Source organism: Robertmurraya mangrovi, from assembly GCF_034427655.1.
Lineage (GTDB): Bacteria > Bacillota > Bacilli > Bacillales > Cytobacillaceae > Robertmurraya_A > Robertmurraya_A mangrovi.
In genome coordinates this window covers 1-19,654 of record NZ_JAXOFX010000021.1, presented here as the reverse complement: position 1 = coordinate 19,654, position 19,654 = coordinate 1, and the positions used below count along the sequence as shown (strand labels likewise).

General features: G+C 34.5%; 18 protein-coding genes, 8 tRNA genes and 2 rRNA genes. 9 read left to right on the top strand and 19 right to left on the bottom strand.

All coding sequences use genetic code 11. From position 1 onward, the window contains the following. The first annotated feature begins 17 nt into the window (after positions 1-17). The 3 genes from SM124_RS20950 to SM124_RS20940 are packed head-to-tail and all read left to right on the top strand — an operon-like array spanning position 18 to position 1,754. The gene (locus SM124_RS20950; protein WP_322448469.1) at positions 18-701 is read left to right on the top strand and encodes a DsbA family protein; all 684 of its coding nucleotides are present in this window, start codon (positions 18-20) and stop codon (positions 699-701) included. Beyond that, positions 701-1,123, top strand: a complete 423-nt coding sequence (locus SM124_RS20945; protein WP_322448468.1) for a disulfide oxidoreductase — start codon at positions 701-703, stop codon at positions 1,121-1,123. The genes SM124_RS20950 and SM124_RS20945 overlap by 1 nt, the downstream gene beginning before the upstream one ends. Before the next feature lie 49 nt (positions 1,124-1,172). After that, a complete protein-coding gene (locus tag SM124_RS20940; protein ID WP_322448467.1) occupies positions 1,173-1,754 on the top strand; it encodes an SCO family protein in 582 nt (193 codons plus the stop codon). 127 nt (positions 1,755-1,881) lie between these two features. Here the strand turns inward: SM124_RS20940 and SM124_RS20935 are convergent, their stop codons facing one another. Further along, positions 1,882-2,256 carry a FixH family protein gene (locus SM124_RS20935; protein WP_322448466.1) on the bottom strand — a complete coding sequence of 125 codons (375 nt, stop codon included), beginning with the start codon at positions 2,254-2,256 and terminating at the stop codon, positions 1,882-1,884. Between the two features lie 165 nt (positions 2,257-2,421). Here SM124_RS20935 and SM124_RS20930 point away from each other — a divergent pair, with 165 nt between their 5' ends. From SM124_RS20930 to SM124_RS20910, 5 genes are all read left to right on the top strand, one after another. Further along, a complete protein-coding gene (locus SM124_RS20930) occupies positions 2,422-3,465 on the top strand; it encodes a flavin-containing monooxygenase (RefSeq protein ID WP_322448465.1) in 1,044 nt (347 codons plus the stop codon). 24 nt (positions 3,466-3,489) lie between these two features. Further along, positions 3,490-3,810 carry an ArsR/SmtB family transcription factor gene (locus SM124_RS20925; RefSeq protein WP_322448464.1) on the top strand — a complete coding sequence of 107 codons (321 nt, stop codon included), beginning with the start codon at positions 3,490-3,492 and terminating at the stop codon, positions 3,808-3,810. 1 nt (position 3,811) lies between these two features. Beyond that, the gene (locus SM124_RS20920) at positions 3,812-4,759 is read left to right on the top strand and encodes a cation diffusion facilitator family transporter (protein WP_322448463.1); all 948 of its coding nucleotides are present in this window, start codon (positions 3,812-3,814) and stop codon (positions 4,757-4,759) included. 473 nt (positions 4,760-5,232) lie between these two features. Next, positions 5,233-5,559, top strand: coding sequence for a YnfA family protein (locus SM124_RS20915; RefSeq protein WP_322448462.1), 327 nt, complete (start codon positions 5,233-5,235; stop codon positions 5,557-5,559). A gap of 317 nt (positions 5,560-5,876) precedes the next feature. After that, positions 5,877-6,875 carry a HEPN domain-containing protein gene (locus SM124_RS20910; protein ID WP_322448461.1) on the top strand — a complete coding sequence of 333 codons (999 nt, stop codon included), beginning with the start codon at positions 5,877-5,879 and terminating at the stop codon, positions 6,873-6,875. Positions 6,876-7,104: 229 nt separating this feature from the next. On the opposite strand, the gene SM124_RS20905 is transcribed toward SM124_RS20910, so the two are convergent. From SM124_RS20905 to sigW, 7 genes are all read right to left on the bottom strand, one after another. Further along, positions 7,105-8,766, bottom strand: a complete 1,662-nt coding sequence (locus tag SM124_RS20905) for a TnsD family Tn7-like transposition protein (protein ID WP_322448460.1) — start codon at positions 8,764-8,766, stop codon at positions 7,105-7,107. A 648-nt stretch (positions 8,767-9,414) separates the two neighbouring features. After that, positions 9,415-11,217: a glutamine--fructose-6-phosphate transaminase (isomerizing) gene (glmS, locus tag SM124_RS20900; protein WP_322448459.1), complete on the bottom strand. Its 1,803-nt coding sequence runs from the start codon at positions 11,215-11,217 to the stop codon at positions 9,415-9,417. Positions 11,218-11,635: 418 nt separating this feature from the next. Further along, positions 11,636-12,988 carry a phosphoglucosamine mutase gene (glmM, locus tag SM124_RS20895; RefSeq protein WP_322448458.1) on the bottom strand — a complete coding sequence of 451 codons (1,353 nt, stop codon included), beginning with the start codon at positions 12,986-12,988 and terminating at the stop codon, positions 11,636-11,638. Positions 12,989-13,034: 46 nt separating this feature from the next. Then, positions 13,035-14,276, bottom strand: a complete 1,242-nt coding sequence (locus SM124_RS20890) for a CdaR family protein (RefSeq protein WP_322448457.1) — start codon at positions 14,274-14,276, stop codon at positions 13,035-13,037. After that, positions 14,269-15,096: a diadenylate cyclase CdaA gene (gene cdaA / locus SM124_RS20885; protein ID WP_322448456.1), complete on the bottom strand. Its 828-nt coding sequence runs from the start codon at positions 15,094-15,096 to the stop codon at positions 14,269-14,271. Before cdaA ends, SM124_RS20890 begins: the two co-directional genes overlap by 8 nt. A 386-nt stretch (positions 15,097-15,482) precedes the next feature. Further along, positions 15,483-16,148, bottom strand: a complete 666-nt coding sequence (locus tag SM124_RS20880; protein WP_407691434.1) for a zf-HC2 domain-containing protein — start codon at positions 16,146-16,148, stop codon at positions 15,483-15,485. Then, positions 16,141-16,704 carry an RNA polymerase sigma factor SigW gene (gene sigW / locus SM124_RS20875; protein ID WP_322448454.1) on the bottom strand — a complete coding sequence of 188 codons (564 nt, stop codon included), beginning with the start codon at positions 16,702-16,704 and terminating at the stop codon, positions 16,141-16,143. The genes SM124_RS20880 and sigW overlap by 8 nt, the downstream gene beginning before the upstream one ends. 307 nt (positions 16,705-17,011) lie before the next feature. Here sigW and SM124_RS20870 point away from each other — a divergent pair, with 307 nt between their 5' ends. Beyond that, positions 17,012-17,176, top strand: coding sequence for an aspartyl-phosphate phosphatase Spo0E family protein (locus SM124_RS20870; protein ID WP_322448453.1), 165 nt, complete (start codon positions 17,012-17,014; stop codon positions 17,174-17,176). A 36-nt stretch (positions 17,177-17,212) separates the two neighbouring features. Here the strand turns inward: SM124_RS20870 and rocF are convergent, their stop codons facing one another. From rocF to SM124_RS20815, 11 genes are all read right to left on the bottom strand, one after another. Then, positions 17,213-18,109, bottom strand: coding sequence for an arginase (gene rocF, locus SM124_RS20865; protein WP_322448452.1), 897 nt, complete (start codon positions 18,107-18,109; stop codon positions 17,213-17,215). Positions 18,110-18,383: 274 nt separating this feature from the next. Continuing rightward, positions 18,384-18,459: transfer RNA gene (locus SM124_RS20860), tRNA-Ala, on the bottom strand. 21 nt (positions 18,460-18,480) lie between these two features. Then, positions 18,481-18,555 (bottom strand) — tRNA-Gln (locus SM124_RS20855). An 84-nt stretch (positions 18,556-18,639) separates the two neighbouring features. Further along, positions 18,640-18,723, bottom strand: a tRNA-Tyr gene (locus tag SM124_RS20850). Positions 18,724-18,746: 23 nt separating this feature from the next. Continuing rightward, positions 18,747-18,822: transfer RNA gene (locus SM124_RS20845), tRNA-Thr, on the bottom strand. 49 nt (positions 18,823-18,871) lie between these two features. After that, positions 18,872-18,947 (bottom strand) — tRNA-Val (locus SM124_RS20840). Between the two features lie 90 nt (positions 18,948-19,037). Beyond that, positions 19,038-19,112, bottom strand: a tRNA-Glu gene (locus SM124_RS20835). A 20-nt stretch (positions 19,113-19,132) separates the two neighbouring features. Further along, a tRNA-Thr gene (locus tag SM124_RS20830) sits at positions 19,133-19,205 on the bottom strand. A 27-nt stretch (positions 19,206-19,232) separates the two neighbouring features. Further along, positions 19,233-19,307 (bottom strand) — tRNA-Asn (locus tag SM124_RS20825). A gap of 14 nt (positions 19,308-19,321) precedes the next feature. Next, positions 19,322-19,438 (bottom strand): 5S ribosomal RNA (gene rrf / locus SM124_RS20820). Between the two features lie 109 nt (positions 19,439-19,547). Next, positions 19,548-19,654: ribosomal RNA gene (locus SM124_RS20815) — 23S ribosomal RNA — on the bottom strand; the annotation flags it as partial.

Genomic DNA, 19,654 nt, shown 5'->3' with positions numbered 1-19,654 from the left:
ACTAGGGAGCGTTGTAAATGAATAAATCCAAAAATTCATCCTTTAAATTCATTGTATTACTTACATTACTAGCCTTTACAGTCATAACTGGCTGGGTGGTCCTTAATAATACAAACTCTGAAAAAACGAATGATATTATCTTTGATAAACAACCAACAACGGAAGGGCAACCAACTATTGGTCAAGTAGATGCCCCAGTAACAGTAGTTGAATTTGGAGATTTTAAATGTCCTGCTTGTAAAGCTTGGGGAGAGACGATTTTTCCACAATTAATTGAAGATTACGTTGATAAAGGGAAAGTAAAGTTCTCTTATGTTAACGTCCTATTCCACGAAGAGGAATCTATCTTGGGGTCACTAGCTGCGGAGTCCGTTTATAAACAAAATTCAGATTTCTATTGGGATTTTCATAAAGAACTTTTTAAAGAACAGCCTAGTGAAAACCACGATTCATTGTGGATAACTAAAGAGAAAATCAACGAAGTGGCAAGTAATATTTCTGGAATCGATCTTAATCAACTACAATCAGACATTGATGTTAAGACACATATTGAAGAATTAAATATAGATACAAAATTGGTGGAAGAATTTAAAGTGAAAATGACTCCAAGTATTATGGTTAATGGCATAATGCTCGAGGATCCCTTTGATTATGAGAGGATAAAGAGTCTTATAGATAAAGAATTAGAGGGTAAAAATTAATGAGAGATATGAATAAGCAACAAATATCCCTATATTTAGCTTGGTTAGTCTCTGTTACAGCTACTCTAGGAAGCCTATATTTTAGTGAAATACGTGGTTTTATCCCATGTGAACTATGTTGGTATCAGCGTATACTAATGTATCCCCTTGCCTTAATACTTGGTATTGGAACCTTTCAAAATGATCCTTCTGTAAGAAGGTTTGTACTTCCAATGGCGAGTGTAGGATGGAGTATTTCTTTTTATCATTATTTGCTTCAGAAGGTTCCTGGCTTAATAGATATTAAGCCTTGTGTAAATGGTGTCCCTTGTAACGCACAATATATTAACTGGTTAGGCTTTATTACGATTCCCTTTTTAGCATTAACAGCCTTTACTCTTATCATAACATTAATGTTTTTCATCAATTCTAAAAAGAAATAATTACTATAAAACTTTATGTACCTATCCTCATCATGAAAGGCTGATATGTTTGAAAAATATTTTATGGTTACCATCAATATTAATATTATCTTTATTACTTGTCGGTTGTGGAAAAGGAATTAAAAATCCCCTTAATTGGGAAATAACAGACTTCAACTATATAAATCAAGAAAATGAGGAATTTGGACTGAAAGATTTAAAAGGAAAAGTGTGGGTAGCTGATTTTATTTTTACTAATTGTGAAACAGTTTGTTCTCCTATGACAGCAAATATGGTTGATCTTCAAGAAAAGTTAAAAGAAGAAGGATTGGATGTAGAAATTATATCTTTTAGTGTTGATCCAGAAATGGATACTCCAGAAATGTTAAAGGAGTATGCTATAAAATTTGATGCTGATTTATCTAGTTGGAACTTACTAACAGGATATTCGCAGAAATCAATTGAAGAATTTGCTACTAAGAGTTTTAAAACTTTAGTTAAAAAACCGAATTCTAATAATCAAGTAATTCACGGTACTTCATTTTATCTCGTTAATCAAGAGGGCAAAGTCGTTAAAGACTACAATGGGCTTTCTGATGTACCTTATGATCTAATTGTTAATGATGCAAAAATTCTTCTCTCGATGAACTAATCAATAACAAATAGAAATCCTATTCCTCGAAATGAATGATTAAGTTGATAAGTAATATAGTGTACTTTAATACTTCCACCATAAAGTTTAAAGGTTGAAAAAATAAAAAAGCGCTTATCGCGCTTTTTTATTTTACAATAAATTCATTTTTAGGCATAACGTGTAAACCTCTAGCAGTGGTATGTGAAATAATATAATATTTACCTGGTTCTTCAAATGTATATTTAACAATATAAATTCCATCTTTTTGATGCTTAGTACTTAGTTTTAAATGTTGATCCTCACTTGTTCCTTCTTTCCACAATTCAAATTGTACTTTGCTTGCATCATCTACCTGTTCTTTACCTTGGACAACGGTTGCAACTAATTGCACCTCTTCGTTTATCTTTATTTCTTCTGGATTAGTACGAAACTTCACTTCAATTAGTTCAGGCAACTCATCCTCTTTCACCCCACAGCCTGATAGGGCCATTATTAATAATATTATAATCCACTTTTTCATCTAATAAATCTCCTTTTTTATATATTGGTATCTTAGCATAGGACGTTGATATAATCTGTGAATAATTTTAAACAAAAATAAACAAATATTATTGACAGTTTATTCTAATTATCATAATCTATGTATGAGCATATGTTCATATATGGATTAAATTGAGGTGTAAATATGGTTTATGATGTTATTGTTATAGGTGCTGGGCAAGCAGGATTGTCCATGGGATATTTTTTAAAACAATCAAATCTCTCTTTTGTCATTTTAGATAATCAGAAAAGAATAGGGGATGTTTGGAGAAATAGATATGATTCACTTGTATTATTCACACCACGTAACTATAGCTCATTACCTGGAATGGTTCTTCAGGGAAATCCTTGTGGTTTTCCGACAAAAGATGAGATTGCCGATTACTTAGAGTCGTATTCTAGTCAATTTGACTTACCAATTCAATTGAATACAGAAGTACAAGAAGTATTGCTAGAAAATAAAATTTTTAAGATTAAAGCAAATGATAGTGTAATGTTAGCAAAAAAAGTGGTCATTACTACTGGGCCATTTCACACTCCTAACATCCCTTTTCTATCAAAAGAGCTTTCTAAAGAGGTCCTTCAGATTCATTCAGCCAACTACAAAAATCCCTCTCAGTTAAAGGATGGGCCAGTATTAGTAGTTGGAGGAGGTAACTCAGGTTCCCAGATTGCCGTAGAACTATCAAATGATAGAGAAACGTATCTTTCTATTGGCCAGCCTATTCGTTTTATACCAACAACAATTAAAGGTAGGAGTATATTTTGGATCTTTGATAAGTTGGGGATTTTGAACGCAAAACGAGATTCATTTATTGGAACAATCATTCAAAAAAAAGGAGATCCTATATTTGGATATGAATTAAAAGAAAAACTTAAAAATAAATCTATTTTCCTTAAAGGAAGAACTAAAGCTGTTCATAACAATACCATGATTTTTGAAGATGGTTCCTCTATTTCTACTCAAAACGTTATCTGGGCCACTGGATTTAATTCTAATTATTCATTTATTAAAATTCCAGGAGTAACTAATCCCACCAGTGGAAGAGTAATTCACTCCAGAGGAATCTCCAATGTAGATGGATTATTCTTTTTAGGGCTTCCTTGGCAAAATAAGAGAGGTTCAGCTCTATTGTTAGGAGTAGGTGAGGATGCTCAGTATCTATTTCAAATAATAGAGAATTCTTAAAATAAATAAATGGAGGGATCTGATATGCAACAACAGGAACATATTTTTTTACCAAAGGAAAAAGTAGATGAAGCATCACGTATTTTTAAAGCCTTAGCTGACCCAACTAGGATAAAAATTTTATTTCTACTCTCACAAGAAGAATGTTCCGTAAATCACATCTCAGAAGTTTTAGAGCTTTCTCAATCTGCTGTATCACACCAACTTAGTACTCTTAGAAATTTACGGTTAGTGAAAAATAGGAGAGAAGGTATTACTCAATTTTATACTTATAGCGATGAACATGTAATTACAGTATTAAACCAAGTCTTAGATCATATTGAATGCAATAGGGGAGGAAACTAAAATGGGTCAACATCATCATCATGGACACAGTCACCATCACCATAAACATTCTCATAGTCATAATCATTTTGATCAAGTAAGAGAAGGAAATAAGAAAGGATTATTAATCGCCTTATTAATTACTTTTGGTATTATGATTTTGGAGTTATTCGGAGGTATTATTACCAATAGCCTAGCACTTTTGTCAGATTCTGGTCACATGTTAAGTGATGCCAGCTCTCTATTATTAAGTTTTATTGCCATGTGGTTCGCTTCACGCCCCTCTTCACCTAATAAAACATTTGGATATTATCGATTTGAGATTCTAGCAGCCTTATTAAATGGAGTAACATTATTTGTTATAGCAGGTTTTATTGTATGGGAGGCATATGAGAGACTATTTGAACCTCCTACAGTTGCAAGTGGTACGATGATGATTATTGCTTCCATTGGATTACTAGCAAATTTACTAAGTGCTTGGTCTTTAATGCGTAGTGGGGACGTAAAAGAAAACGTAAATTTACGTAGTGCATACTTACATATTCTTGGTGATGCATTAGGTTCTGTAGGGGCTATAGTGGCTGGTGTTCTAATGTTGTTATTTGAATGGTATGTTGCCGATCCTATTATTTCTGTGATTGTTGCACTACTAATTTTGAAAAGTGCTTGGGGAGTTATTAAACATTCAGTTCATATACTAATGGAAGGTACTCCTATAACTATTAACCAGGAAGAAGTAAAAGCAGTATTAGAAGGAATTGAAGGAGTAAAAAATGTACACGATCTTCATATTTGGACTATTACTTCTGGATTAGACTCTTTGAGCTGTCACATTATAGTTGATGACAAAGTAAGCAGCCAACAAATATTGCAACAGGCAATTGAAGAAATTAAAAATAATTTTAAAATTGAACATACAACGATCCAAATAGAAAAGTCGATGATAAAACACCAAGATTTAAAAATATAAACATCAATTAAAAAAACTGATTTCATGTTGCTTTAAAAACGTAAAGAAGCTTAATTTTACTTAATAAATTATTGTAATAATATTATTGCATAACAGGTGAAGGAGACTTTAATTAAAAAGAGCCTCCTTTTTAATTAATAAAGTAAGATTTTTGTTAGATAAATTAATTATTATTAAGCAAATTTATATATATATTGGATTTTACCTCTAGGGAATCAAACATTAAATAAAATAAACAACTGCAATCTACATATTTGAAAAGTGAGAATAAAGTTTCCCGAAATAAGATATTGGGTCCACCACTTGCTACATCTGACCGCAAAGGAATCATCATAATTTCCCTGATTATTGTTTTGCTTATACATAAAGTAGTGATACTAAAAAAGTGAGTTACTCAGTTCTTATGAAGGCACCTTGGATAATCCTTTACGGTATAATTATCATGTTAAATAGTTTATAAGGGTGGGCATTAAATGATCAATGCAATTGTTTTGTTTATAGTTGCCGGAATTGCAGAAATTGGTGGAGGGTATCTAATTTGGCTATGGTTGAGAGAAGGTAAGCCAATTTATTGGGGCATTTTCGGTGGGATAGCTTTGGCGCTATATGGTGTTATTGCCACATTTCAAACATTCCCATCATTCGGTAGAGTATATGCTGCCTATGGTGGAGTGTTTATTGTACTTTCTGTATTGTGGGGATGGGGTATTGATAAAAAAACACCTGATTTATACGATTGGATCGGTGCTGGTATCAGTTTAGTGGGTGTTTCAGTAATGTTGTTTGCGCCTCGCCAATAAAGTAGCCATAGAAGATAAATTTTTTATTCAAGAAACTATTTTTCAGCCTCATTCATAATACCTTATGGTTTCATTCTTCCACAGCTAATCCCTAAATTACCATTTGACTTGATACCTAAGTCATGCTTAACGTTGTCGGCCGTAAACTTTACTTTTTTACTTAGAACCCTACTTTCTTAGACAATATTTAGAGAAGTGGTTCTACAATAAAAGAATCCTCATCTAGCTTAAAAGATTGAAAACATTTCACCTGAATTTATGGTAAAATGCACCTATATGTTATTCTTATAATAATAAATAAAAAGAGGTAATATTCTATGGGAATAAAATTACTAGCAAGAATTAGCTTGCCTTACCTTTTAAGACTATCAGATGGAGCAAGACTAGAAACAAAACTACCTATTGATGAAAATTTTACATTTTTTAAAATCACATTCTTCCCTAATAAAGAAGATAATGATAATTATCTTCCAAAATATAGTGATAACATTTGTAATAACCTAGAAATTGAATGCATAGTCAATAAGTATGATTATAAAAATTATACATACATAGACACAGGAATATTTAAAATATACGATATTGGTGATATTCATAGGGCTGAAATATTTAACTTTGTAAGAGAGAAGTTAAACTCATATCTCATTTCACTTGGAAAGGTAACAAAAATGTTTTGGATTGAGGATCTCCCATTAAATCCAATAAGTGGTTGTATCGGTATTCGAACTGATTTTATATTCACAAAACCTGATGAGGTAATTGGGAATGCAAGATGGTGGAATACTATTCAAGATGACTATATGGTAGATTTAAATTCTAAAAATATTAAGCCCTTGGATAAAAGATTATTAGATCGTTTAGAGAATCGCTATGTAGTAAATTTGACTTGGCATACTTATTTTAATAAAGCAACAAAAGCAATGTACTCATCTGAGACAGAGGAATTTATTATCTATTGTGCAATTGCAGCTGAATCATTTATTAAACAATTAATCACGAATTCATCAGATAACCAAGATGTAATCCTCAATAAATTAATATCCAATGGAAGAAATAACATGGTTGAAATGTATTTTGTTGTTATAATGAAATATTTATATGGAGTAAATTTGCTAGAAGTTCAACAAGGACTATATAAAAACTTAAAAGATATATTTAGTTTGCGAAATGATATTATGCATAATGGTTACTTAGATAAATCCTCTTTAAAAAAAGTGGGTATAGAGAAATTAGACTATAATCAGCTTAAAAAATATTTATCTAAACTTGATTCAGCTATAATAACTTGTATTAAAATTGCTTCCACTAGATTTTAAAGTAAATATTTAAACCCAGTTTACGTTATGCTATGTACCTAGCCATTTCAAAGGCTATAGGACATTATCCAACTCTTAAATTATTTTAAAGTTTGCTCGGATCCAAAAAATAAATTGCATTAACAAAGAAACTCAAGAAAAACAATCCATTTTTCTTAAGTTTCTTTATTAGTAAAAATATTAATAAAAAAGCTAGTTGAACGATGAAAAGAAGAAAAGTGTGCACTTTTTAAATTGTAGGGTTTGAAATGTGATTGAGTTCTTTAGACTGCAAAGCCTTAAATTTATTTGAATATTCAACAGTACGAGACATATAGGTTTCAAAAATTATATCTGGGTTAAAAAGAATTGGATATAGTATTTCATCTAATATATCTTCTACTCCGTATCCATAAAGTAAACTTCGATGTAAGACCTCTCTAGAATATTCTTTTATCTTCCGATCTCTTTTCTGCCAGAACATGCTCTTAGTGTTAGTAAAATCTTCACGATCTGAATTTATATTATAAAGCCACTCGTAGTCAAAATGAAATAGCCAGCAATAAGTAGGGAAATCATAATAGATTAATTCTATTTCACTCTTATAACTAAAACGAGTGAGATGGTCTTTCCACTTTTCCCTAAATGTTTCTTTTTCAAGCTTACCGAGAGTTTCAGAGGACCTTTCTACTAGTTGTTCTACATATATTTCACTTACACCAAACTTCGCTGATACTTCTGAAATAGAAATTCCTTTTTCATAAATCAAGGAATTTATTGTCTTTTTCCAAACTTCATTATTATCAGTTTCTATCCAGAGTGAATTCTTATATACATCATCATCCCCAAATATTCTTCTAGAAATAAACCCACAGTTGCAGTTTATTTCTAAAAGATTTATTTCTCTCTTACCAAGTGTTTTACGACTAATATTAAAAGGATTTTTTTGTTTACAAATAGTACAAGGAATATCCAAATGGACATGAGAAAAGGTGGTTCCTGCTTTAATAAATGTTTGAACATTTTCAAATAAAAATATAATCATTATTAGCTTTTCGACTATCCCTAAGCCTCTGAACCTACTATCGTAGTAATTTGCGAATAGCCTTATATATTCCTTAGGTTTAATCTTAACATGTTCAAAAAATTCGTAACCATAAAATTCATATAGTTTTATTAAGAATAAACCCTTATTAATTGTTCCATATCGTTCTAAAAGTCCTTTTGCTCTAAATAATGATAATATGGTGTTGTTTGACTTTAAAAAATTAATATTTACCTCATTATTAACTAAGTATTCATTTTGCTTTGAAAGCAAGATTAAATAAGTCAGAGTTTCTTTTTCAGTAAACTTCTTATAGATATTATTACAAACACAATTAGCAAGACTTGCTGCAACTAATGTATTGTCCGAAATCTTTACTCTACTATCTTGTAACATTACCAGATGTTTAGTGCAAACAAAGGCAGCAGGAGTTTGATGTGACCTTCTCCAATAAGTTTCACCATACTGTTTTATATCCTCCCTAATACAGGTAGGACAAAAACGAAGGTACTCTGTATATTCATTTACAAAATTTATCCCCGTAATAATTACCCTAGTACTTTGTTTTTTCCCCTGGTAAATTTCCCTGTATACTCTATCTCTTTCATTTGGATTCATCGCTGAATAAAAATTGAAAAGAGTATGATCACGTATTATCTCCTCTGCCGATATATAATTAAACCATTTTAGTCTACCTACTACTCCATGAATATTGAATGAAAGTAACTTCCTGATACCATGTACTGTTTGTCCATAAATGTCAAATAAAGATTCCTTCGGATGTCTGTTTAATGATTGTTTATGGTACCTAGCCATCACACTATAAAATAATTCATCTGGATAGGGTGTTGGGAAATAGGATATCATTTATCTTCACTCCTATCAACTATTACTAAATCTGTTGTAAATAAAACCTATATTAGCATCAATTTAATACTCGTTCCTTATGTACATCTATAGGGTAGGTTCTCTCATTTGTATACTTCCTTTCTAAGATGCTATATATTGGATGCTTGTACAACAATTATATAGGATAAATCTATTATTAGTACCTCCGGTTAGGAGAAGTGAATTTGACAACATAGTTGATTCAACCTTTCTCTCCTAGCTTACTGGTGCGACTTTCAATAAGTCATTCTGTTATTTGTAAAAATAATTTATTTAATTCATCCTTCTTGCCAATGTACAGCTATGAACAACTCATAACGGACCCATAATCAAGTTATATACGTAACATATACTAGATTATTTTAATCTATCTACATAACATTAGAAAAAGCGTTGGTAAATACCAACGCTTTTTCTAGCCTAATTAATTCTATTTTAGGAAAATCAGTCACAACTAAATTGTCTAGGTCACAACTTAGTTGTTAAGGTCACTACTTAATTGTTTAAGTCAAGATATAGTTGTGTTAAAACACTTGCAGAGGGACTTCAGCAGACGATAGCTAAGTTTAAATTATAATCACGTAAAAAGACTCTCATCGAATTCGATGAGAGTCTTTTTCACATCCCTTACTCAACCGTAACAGATTTAGCCAAGTTACGTGGTTTATCAACGTCACACTCACGGTGTAATGCTGCATAGTAAGAAATAAGTTGTAATGGAATAACAGAGATAAGAGGTGTTAACAATCCGTATACTTCAGGAATGACGAAGCGATCTTCCTCAGTCTCTAAGCCTTTCATAGAGATGATGCAAGGGTTGGCACCACGTGCAACCACTTCCTTTACATTTCCACGGATACTTAAGTTAACACTTTCCTGTGTAGCTAGTGCTACTACTGGAGTTCCGTTCTCGATTAAAGCAATGGTACCATGCTTTAATTCACCACCAGCAAAGCCTTCAGCTTGAATATATGAGATTTCTTTCAGTTTTAATGCTCCCTCTAACCCAACATAGAAATCAATTCCACGCCCGATAAAGAAACAGTTACGAGTTGTTGATAAGAACTCACGAGCAATTGCTTCAAATTCTTCTTTCTCTCCACATAGAACATCCATCGCATTAGCAACGATTCCTAGTTCTTGTACAAGGTCGTAATTCGAATCAAATCCTCTGCTCTTCGCCGTTACTTCAGCTAGGATAGCTAGAACCGCTAACTGTGCTGTGTAAGCCTTTGTAGAAGCAACTGCAATTTCAGGACCAGCATGCAATAATAACGTGTAGTCTGCTTCCCTCGATAAAGTTGATCCAGGAACATTTGTAATCGTTAGAGCTTTATAGCCAAGTTCTTTAATTTCAACAAGTACCGCACGACTATCTGCTGTTTCACCACTTTGAGAAATAAAGATAAATAATGGTTTCTCTGAAAGTAAAGGCATGTTGTAGCCAAATTCACTTGAAATATGAACCTCTACAGGAATCTTAGCCATCTTCTCAATGAATTGTTTACCGACTAATCCTGCATGATAAGAAGTCCCCGCAGCGATAATATAAATACGGTCAGCATCGTTCATAGCTTGTAGAATATCTTTATCAATCGTTAAAGATCCTTGTTCATCCTGATAGGTTTGAACAATTTTACGGATAACAGCAGGCTGCTCATCGATTTCTTTCAACATGTAATGAGGGTATGTCCCTTTTTCAATATCACTCGCATCAAGCTCAGCTGTGTAGGAGTCACGGTTAACCACTTCTCCATCTAGAGTTTGAATGGTTACTTGATCTTTTTTAACAATAACGATTTCTTTATCCATTAATTCAACATATTGATTTGTCACTTGTAGCATTGCCATTGCATCACTAGCCACAACATTAAATCCATCCCCTAACCCAACTAGAAGTGGACTTTTGTTTTTAGCAACATAGATAGTTTCATCATTTTCATTATCTAAAAGGGCAAGTGCATAGGACCCTTTTAACAGCTTTAGTGTTTTTCTAAATGCGTCTTCTACTTCTAACCCGTCATTAACAAATAATTCAATGATTTGAACAACTACTTCCGTATCCGTATCACTTTTTAACGTTACCTCTTGAAGGTATTCACGTTTTAACATGTCATAGTTTTCAATAACACCATTATGAACAAGTGTTAATTTTCCAGATTCACTTTGGTGAGGGTGAGCATTTACCTGACTAGGAGCTCCATGAGTTGCCCATCTTGTATGACCAATTCCCATATTAGCTGATACATCAAGATCTACAATTTTACGTAGGTCAGCAATACGGCCCTTTTCTTTAAAAACATGGACACCCTCATTATTAGAAACAGCAATCCCTGCTGAGTCATAACCTCTATATTCAAGCTTTTCTAAACCTTTTAATAAAATTTCTTTTGAGTCTTGAATTCCGATATAACCAACGATTCCGCACATAATTCTTTATCCTCCCGTAAAAAGGGGGCAAGAATCCTTAAGGGGGTTTCCCGCCCCCTTATCTCTGTTTTATTGAAGCATCTTCTTCTCTTTGTGCACCAAGTTGCCTCGGTGTTTTAAAGAAGTCGTTTTCGGTTGTGCTTAGGTCAACCGGGAGGCATCCGCCGAACATTCGATAAACCTCCTCCTCGTCAACTAATTCTCTTCGCTCATAGAATTAGTCCAGGCGCTTTATTAGTTTTCCCTTCTATCCACCTTTCCCTTCTAAAATAAATGTTACAAAAACAGGAATATCATACACCATCTCTGTATGAACGTCAATCATAAACTAGAAAGGGGAAAAGTACTCCCCTATAAAAATATGCATAAGGGCTCAAAATAGTTCCCTTATGCATAAAAATTTTATGTGAATATATCTTTACTCTTCTTTTAAGCCCATTTCTTCTTTTACCACAGAGGCAATTCGGTCAACATATTCATTACATAATGCTTCTGTAGGCGCCTCTGCCATCACACGAACTAGTGGTTCTGTTCCTGACGGGCGAACCAGGATACGTCCGTTTCCAGCCATTTCGTTTTCAACCTCTGAAATCACTTCTTTGACTTTTTCATTATCAGTGACATGGTGCTTATCTGTCACCCTAATATTAACCAGTTTTTGAGGAAACTTTTGCATCTCATTTGCTAACTCTGACAATGGTTTTTTTGTCACTTTCATAATGTTCACTAGTTGAAGTCCAGTAAGTAGTCCATCACCCGTTGTATTATAATCTAAGAAAATAATATGACCTGATTGTTCACCACCAAGGTTATACCCGCTTTTCTTCATCTCTTCTACAACATAACGGTCACCTACAGCTGTTTGTACACTTTTTATATCGTGTGTTTCAAGACCTTTATAAAAGCCTAAATTACTCATAACAGTAGAAACAACTGTACTATCTTTTAATCTGCCTTGCTCTTTCATGTATTTTGCACATATATACATAATCTGGTCGCCGTCTACGATGTTTCCATTTTCATCAATAGCAATAAGTCGGTCTCCATCTCCATCAAAAGATAGTCCTACATCTGCACCTTTTTCTTTTAAAAATGAAGCCAGCGCTTCTGGATGTGTGGATCCCACTCCTTCATTGATGTTCAGACCATTAGGAGAAGCTCCCATTGTTGATAGGTCAGCATCTAAATCAGCAAAAAGGTGAGTGGCTAAAGAGTAGGTAGCACCATGAGCACAATCTAGTGCAATATGTATACCCGTAAATTCTTCATCAACCGTTTGTTTCAAGTATTGAATATATTTTTGACCGCCTTCAAAGTAATCATTTACTTGACCTAGATCAGCTCCTGTAGGTCTAGGAAGTTCATCTTCAGCCATATCCATTAATTGTTCAATTTCTAATTCTTGTTCGTCCGACAATTTAAAGCCGTCTGGACCAAAAAACTTGATACCGTTATCTTGGACAGGATTATGTGAAGCAGATATCATGACACCTGCTTGTGCACCTAGAACTTTCGTAAGGAAAGCTACCCCAGGAGTTGAGATAATTCCTAAGCGCATTACTTCTGCACCAATGGATAGTAGACCTGCCACTAGAGCTCCTTCAAGCATATGACCTGAAACACGAGTATCCCTACCTATAATAACCTTTGGACGTTCTTTATCTTTAGTCAGAACATATCCTCCAAAGCGTCCAAGCTTAAAGGCAAGCTCTGGTGTTAACTCGGAATTAGCCACTCCGCGTACTCCATCAGTACCGAAATATTTTCCCATTAATGAATCTCTCCTTCTTTTTCCTATTACAAATTTTCAACTTCTTTTAAAGTTCTTCTTTTTCCGTAATTGTTATCTTGGCTGTTTCTTTTGCAAGTTTCCAATTTATATTATCTGGGCCATTTACGTTTATTTTAACGTCATGTTCCCCTTCTCCTATATCTGATAAATCAATATTCAAAATAAAATCAGTTGGCTTGACTTGTCTTACAATTTTGCTTGATCCTGAAATTAAAAGGTTAACGGCTGCATTTTTAGGATCTTTAAACGTTATTTCGTATTTATCAGATAAACCTTCTGTCCTAATTGGGAGATTAGAAAGAGTGACATCTTCTTCTTTATTAACGGTTACCGACACTTTTATTGTCTTAGGGTTCACTTCTACAATTCCCTCGGAAATGATTACCGGTAAAGTAAAGACAGTGTCTTCCTCTATTTTACTTACATCGAGTTCTACCCTTACAGATTCTGTTTCTTTTAAAATAGCCTCATCTGCAACAATGGTAGCTTGATTTGTTTCTAAATCAATAGTCTCAATCGTTACTCCATTTGGGGCCGTACCTTTTTCAATCACCTTAATTGGTACAGTTTTACTAGATGCTTTAACAGGTATAGTAACATTTACAATTTGGGGTTGCACTACGACATTAAGCTTATTTAATTCTCGATCAAGAACTAGTATTTTAGCCTCTTTTGTAACCGTATCATTTATTGGATCTTTAATATCTACCGTTGCTTTCACATAACTTATTTTCTCTATTACATCTCTCGCCCCTGTTACCACAACTTTCTTAGGATCGACTTGTGGAACTTCTGCGATATAACCAGTAGCCAATAATGTCGAGTTATATTCTGCCTCAATATTGAATGATTTGGTCATTTTTTCTTGAACGGAAACGTTAGCAAAGGGCGGATCAATAATTACTTCCAGTCGGTCAGAGACATCTTTAATTTCTATAGGCACCCTTTGAGTACCTATTTTTGCATCAGATAAATTAACATACACTTCAAAATTCCTTTGTGTTTTAACTTGTTGTATATGAGTTTTTGGGCCCGTAAATGTCAAGGTAACGGTTTCAGGCACACCTGTAACTACTAAACTTTCCGTGTCATAGTAGCTCTTTACCTGAACATCGGTGATTGTTTCACTTTCTTGCTCCTGAGGTACATTCACTGCCGTATCGTCTTTGCCATCATTAACATAGTCAAATAATAACAAAGCCAATACAATCGCAACTACTTTCATGAACCACCGATTATCTATCATTTTATCGATATACTTATCCATTCTTCTTTCCCCTCCAGTTCCAACGAGCTGAAGAAGCTTGTTTCGGTTTAGTTTGTGTGAGGAATTCTTTAGACAGTAGTTCTTTAAATACATCCAGTTTTAAATCACGGTACAGCTCTCCATTCTTCGTTAAAGAAATGGCACCTGTTTCTTCAGACACTACCACTGTTACACTGTCTGTCACTTCACTTATTCCTAAAGCAGCCCTATGTCTTGTACCTAACTCTTTTGATATAAATGGGCTTTCCGATAAAGGTAAATAACAGGCTGCAGCTGCAACGCAGTTCTTCTGAAGAACAACAGCCCCATCATGAAGAGGTGTATTAGGGATAAAAATATTAATTAGTAATTCTGAGGATACTTTTGCATCTAACGGGATACCAGTTTCTATGTAATCTCCCATTCCAGTTTCTTTTTCAATAGAGATGAGGGCACCAATCCGTCGCTTGGCCATATAATCCGTAGCTTTCGTAATGGCCTCTATCATCTTTTCTTGTTGTTCTTCTTCATTTCCACCGGTTCTAGAGAAGAAACGGCCTCTTCCCAATTGTTCTAGTGCTCTTCTAAGTTCCGGTTGAAATATAATAATAATAGCTAGGAATCCCCAAAGTAGTACTTGTTCCATCATCCAGTTTAATGTCTTTAAGTTAAACTTATCGCTGACTAGGGTTACAATTAATATGACAAATATCCCTTTTAATAATTGGACAGCTTTCGTTCCTTTTATGACCATGATGAGTTTGTATATAACGTACCATACTAGGAGGATGTCAACAGTAATGGCTAAATATTTCAGTACATCGAAATCTTCAATCGACATTTTCTTTCCTCCAACAAATTTATTTTATCAGCTCAATTTTCCAAGTTGCTGTTAGTTAAATATGAATTAAATACATAAATCATTTCTTTGGTAACACTAAAATTTAAGTCATTTATTATTATATCATAATTACAGTGAAGACCAATCGTTAACACATTTATTCCCTATTAATTGTAAAATGAATCTTAGATGTAGTCTTTTGGTTATTTCTTTGATTAGGAAAAATAGCTTGTTTACTATTTTTATGAACAAATTTTAGTTAACATTCAAAAATTTTTAATATAGACCTTCACTAATAAAACAGGATTCAGTCCCAATAAATAAAGGGCTGAACTATTTTAGGTTCAACCCTTTAAGTCTATAGAATGGAAAAATTAATTTGTTGATTACTCATCTTTATCAAACACATTTACTACTTCTTTTGCGGTCTTTTTAATTTGAAACCAAATCCAGTCAAATACTTCATTGACTTCCCTAATCTCTCCTGTTACCTGACCGGCTGAAGCTAGATACTTTTCGCCATTAATGTCCGTTACGTCTCCATTAATGACAGTTACATTTCCTTCAACCTGACCTTCAATCTGAATTTTCCCGTTTCTTACTACTATGTCTCCCTTTACAACCTCACCTTCAGGAACGATTACCGTGTCATTTTGCACAATCAAATTTGGTTGTTTAGACACTGAAAACTCTTGTTCTTGATTCCAAGTAGAAAGTACACTACCGACCATTAGTACAATAAATAATGAAGCAGCCGTTAACATAGGATGATGCCTAAACCAACGTTGTACTCCTACCTTTTTCTTTTCCTTTGGTAACCTAGCCATTATGTTTGCTGTGAAATCAGATGGAGCTTGTATATGGGAAGTACTCTTTACTAGTGCTATTGCTTTCTCTAATTCATGAAAGTGACTGTAGCAATCCTCACACTTTTGCAAATGGTTTTTTAGTTCCTTTTCATGCTCGGTTGAGATCTCTTCATCTAAATACTCATGCATGTATTGTACGAATTTATCAGGACAATTCAAAGTTCTCACCCTCTCATTAAACATTACGTAACTGATGTCTTAAAGCTTCTCTACCTCTATGGATTCTAGTTTTAACCGTTCCTAGAGGTATATCAAGTATTTCACTAATCTCATTTAATGAAAGCTCTTCAATGTACTTCAGAACAATAACTGAACGGTACTTTTCCGGTAGCTTTGAAATTTCTTTTTGTATCGTTTCTTGAAGTTCGAGATTTTCTAAATCATCTTCCGGTAATGATGTATCAGCAGCAACTTGAGAGTACATCGTTAATCCATCTGTTCCTGAGACCTCAGCATCTAGATAATAATCTGGCTTCTTTTTTCTAATTCGATCGATACACAAGTTCGTGGCAATCCGATAGAGCCAAGTAGAGAATTTTAAGTTGATATTAAACCTGGTTATATTAACATATGCTCGGATAAATGCCTCTTGTGCCATATCTTCTGCCTCATGTCTATTTCCGAGCATTCTATAACAAAGTTGATATACCTTGTCCTTGTATATCTCTACAATTTCAGCAAAAGCACTTTGGTCACCTTTGAGTACTTGTTTAATTCTTGCTTTTATTAGAGTTTCCATTAATCTTTACCTCCGCTCTACTGCGGCTAATCGATACTACGAATCGATTGCGGAAAAGGTTTCAATTTTTTAAAAAAAATTTTACCCTACTAATTATCTTAACAAATTTTACTATTAATTGTTTAAAAAGTTTTCCCTCGGGTAAAAATGGATTAAATGATTTTACAATAGTACAAGCTTACATATGGGGGAATATATGATTACACCTCAGTTAAATTGGATAAAAATTTCCTGATTTTTCAAAAAAAGGCTTTTGTACTAGCATAGAAAAGGTTATTATTTATTAAAAAGGAAGGAATGAAAGCATATGTGTGTACAAGATCTTTTAGAGGATATTGAAAGCTGCCGTAGAGAAATGGTCCACCTTGCCTCACATTCCTCATTATCAAACCAAAAAGTAGTTGAAATTAGTACCAAACTTGACCAATTATTGAATAAATATTATAGCCTAACCGTAAACGAAAAGCAGTAGCCTTGGCTACTGCTTTTCTCATATCGTTTCATTAGCTTAAAGTAATTTTTCTCCAAATAAAGAACCCATTAGGGCTACAGCCACTGATGCTGTTCGGTTCTTGTCATCTAGTATTGGATTAACCTCAACAAATTCAGCTGAAGTAACAATACCTGATTCAGCTAACATCTCCATTGCTAAATGACTTTCTCTGTAGCTAATCCCACCATTAACAGGAGTACCAACTCCAGGAGCATCATGTGGATCTAACCCATCTAAATCTAGTGAGAGATGAACTCCATCTGTTTTCTCTTTTAGATAGGCAATCGTATCTTCCATAACTTTAGTCATTCCTAAACGGTCAATTTCGTGCATTGTATATACTTTAATACCTTTTTCTTTTATTAGTTCTTTCTCACCGTCATCTAATGCTCTTGCCCCAATAATAACGATATTTTCTGCTTTGATTTTTGGATTATATCCACCTACTTCTGTTAGTAGAGGATGACCAATACCTAAGCTTACCGCTAATGGCATACCATGAATATTTCCAGATGGTGAGGTTTCAGCTGTATTTAAATCACCATGGGCATCATACCAAATTACCCCAAGGTTTTTATAATGCTTTGCCACTCCAGCTAAAGTTCCAATCGCAATACTATGGTCTCCTCCAAGCACCAAAGGAAATGCACCTTCTTGAACAACCTGATCGACTTGATTAGCTAGAAGTTGGCTTTTTTCAGCAACTAAATCTAAGTTACGTAGATTTGATTCTGCATCAATAGCAACTTCCGGTCTACCTATGGCAATATCACCTAAATCGTGAACTTCATCAAATAAGTTTTTTAGCCTCTCATTTACTCCAGCATATCTTATTGCACTAGGGCCCATATCTACTCCACGTCTCATTTGTCCAAGGTCCATAGGCATTCCAATAATTGATAGTTTCTTCATTTTATATAGTTCCTCCTCATCCTTGTTCTTAACCTATTTTAAACGCTTTCATACACCTGACTCAACTCGACAATTTTATGTATATATATACGGTTTTAACTGATATTTTCATCTAAGCAAACTGCAATTTGCCTTTAATTTCTTCCTGTACGGATAAAAGCTAAATCAGTTATATACACTCAAAGTGAAAATCCTTATCTTTAATTCGTATATATTATTGTCCTACAATAAAAAAACCTTAAACCAAAGGCTTAAGGTAATAAATGTTATGTATTGGTGGAGCCTAGCGGGATCGAACCGCTGACCTCCTGCGTGCAAGGCAGGCGCTCTCCCAGCTGAGCTAAGGCCCCGTTTATAATAATTTAAAAAAATGGCTGGGCTAGCTGGATTCGAACCAACGCATGTCGCAGTCAAAGTGCGATGCCTTACCGCTTGGCTATAGCCCAGGGATACTATTATGTATGTATATATGATAATATTAAGCAAAATAAAAAGGACGAATTAACTGTCCATTTTTTGTTTTATTAAAATGGTGGAGGGGGACGGATTCGAACCGCCGAACCCTAAGGAGCGGATTTACAGTCCGCCGCGTTTAGCCACTTCGCTACCCCTCCATCTAATATAGATAAGATGAAAATGGTGCCGGCGATAGGAGTCGAACCCACGACCTACTGATTACAAGTCAGTTGCTCTACCAACTGAGCTACACCGGCATATTATGGAAGAATCTATTTACTCCACTAACGTTCCGCAAAAAAGTTTTGGTGGAGGATGACGGGATCGAACCGCCGACCCCCTGCTTGTAAGGCAGGTGCTCTCCCAGCTGAGCTAATCCTCCAAATATTAAATTTCTTAAACTCTGCTATTGCTTCGTAAGAAAAAATAAGGACGTTTCTTTTTACTCCGCTATCGCTTCGTAAAAAAAACTTGGTGACCCATACGGGATTCGAACCCGTGTTACCGCCGTGAAAGGGCGGTGTCTTAACCGCTTGACCAATGGGCCATTCTATTAATCTATTAGAGAGCTTCCAACCGGGCTCGAACCGGTGACCTCTTCCTTACCATGGAAGTGCTCTACCTGCTGAGCTATGGAAGCATAAGAACTAGCTCAAAATTGTATAAATGGCTCCGCAGGTAGGACTCGAACCTACGACCGTTCGGTTAACAGCCGAATGCTCTACCACTGAGCTACTGCGGAACAATATTAATACAGCCTGGCGACGTCCTACTCTCACAAGGGGACAGCCCCTAACTACCATCGGCGCTGAGAAGCTTAACTTCCGTGTTCGGTATGGGAACGGGTGTGACCTTCTCGCCATCGCCACCAGACTATTATTATTATACTTATTTATAAGTATTTTTCAAGAGATTTTTTAAAATTATTCCCTCAAAACTAGATAATGATTGAAGAAGAAGAATTCGAGTAATCACCAATAATGTGGTTAAGTCCTCGATCGATTAGTATCAGTCAGCTCCACATGTCACCATGCTTCCACCTCTGACCTATCTACCTGATCATCTTTCAGGGATCTTACTAGCTTGCGC